Annotated in this window: 1 protein-coding gene; it reads left to right on the top strand. The window is 33.3% G+C overall.

The features are described 5' to 3' along the window. Positions 1-181: 181 nt before the first annotated feature. The coding region (locus B5F09_RS14800) for a transposase (protein WP_158095872.1) at positions 182-825 on the top strand (644 nt) is incomplete at its 3' end.

Here is an 825-nt window from a genome sequence, read left to right as displayed (position 1 = left end):
CAATGTCATTAAGTTAAGGAATGAATGACATATGAGGGTTATATTGCAAATATGCCCTCTCTTTTTTATCATTTTTTCAAAGAAAAGTATTGACATTACAACGATAGTGTGCGGCCTATTATCAATCATAGAATTGATAATAGGCCAATTGTTTATAGGTATATGTTGGAGGTACTTGAACATGAATAACTATAAACATCTTAAAAACGTTTTATTTCACATTATCAAAAATCTTTCTGATGTCTGTTCTATATTCTGTGTCAATTCAGATGCTGATTTTACCAGAAATAGAAAGCTTGATTTCGAAACAATCATGAAAATTATCCTTTGTATGGGTTCTTCTTCTATCAAGGATGAACTTCTTAAATTTAATGATTTTTCTATTGATACTCCTTCTGCTTCTGCATTTGTTCAAGCAAGAAGCAAAATCAAACCTGAAGCCTTCAAAGCTTTGTTTGACGGCTTCAACAATAAGACCTTCAAGAAAAAGCTATATCGTGGTTATAGGCTATTAGCCATTGATGGCAGTGAACTGCCTATTGATAATACCATCTTTGACGATGAAACTACTGAATTAAGACATGGCACTCTTGCTAAGGCTTATTCTGCCTTTCATTTAAATGCCAGTTATGACCTGTTGGAACGTACATATGATGATATTATCATTCAGGGTGAAGCTAAAAAAGATGAAAATGATGCCTTCTGTCAGCTTGTTGACAGATATGATGGTCATAAAGCTATCTTCATTGCCGATAGAGGCTATGAATCCTACAATGGTTTTGAACATGTTGTTCGATCAGGAAATAAATATCTGATTCGTGTTAA

The organism is Erysipelatoclostridium sp. An173 (genome assembly GCF_002160495.1).
GTDB classification, from domain to species: Bacteria; Bacillota_I; Bacilli_A; order Erysipelotrichales; family Coprobacillaceae; genus Thomasclavelia; species Thomasclavelia merdavium.
This window is presented reverse-complemented; position numbering and strand designations above follow the sequence as displayed.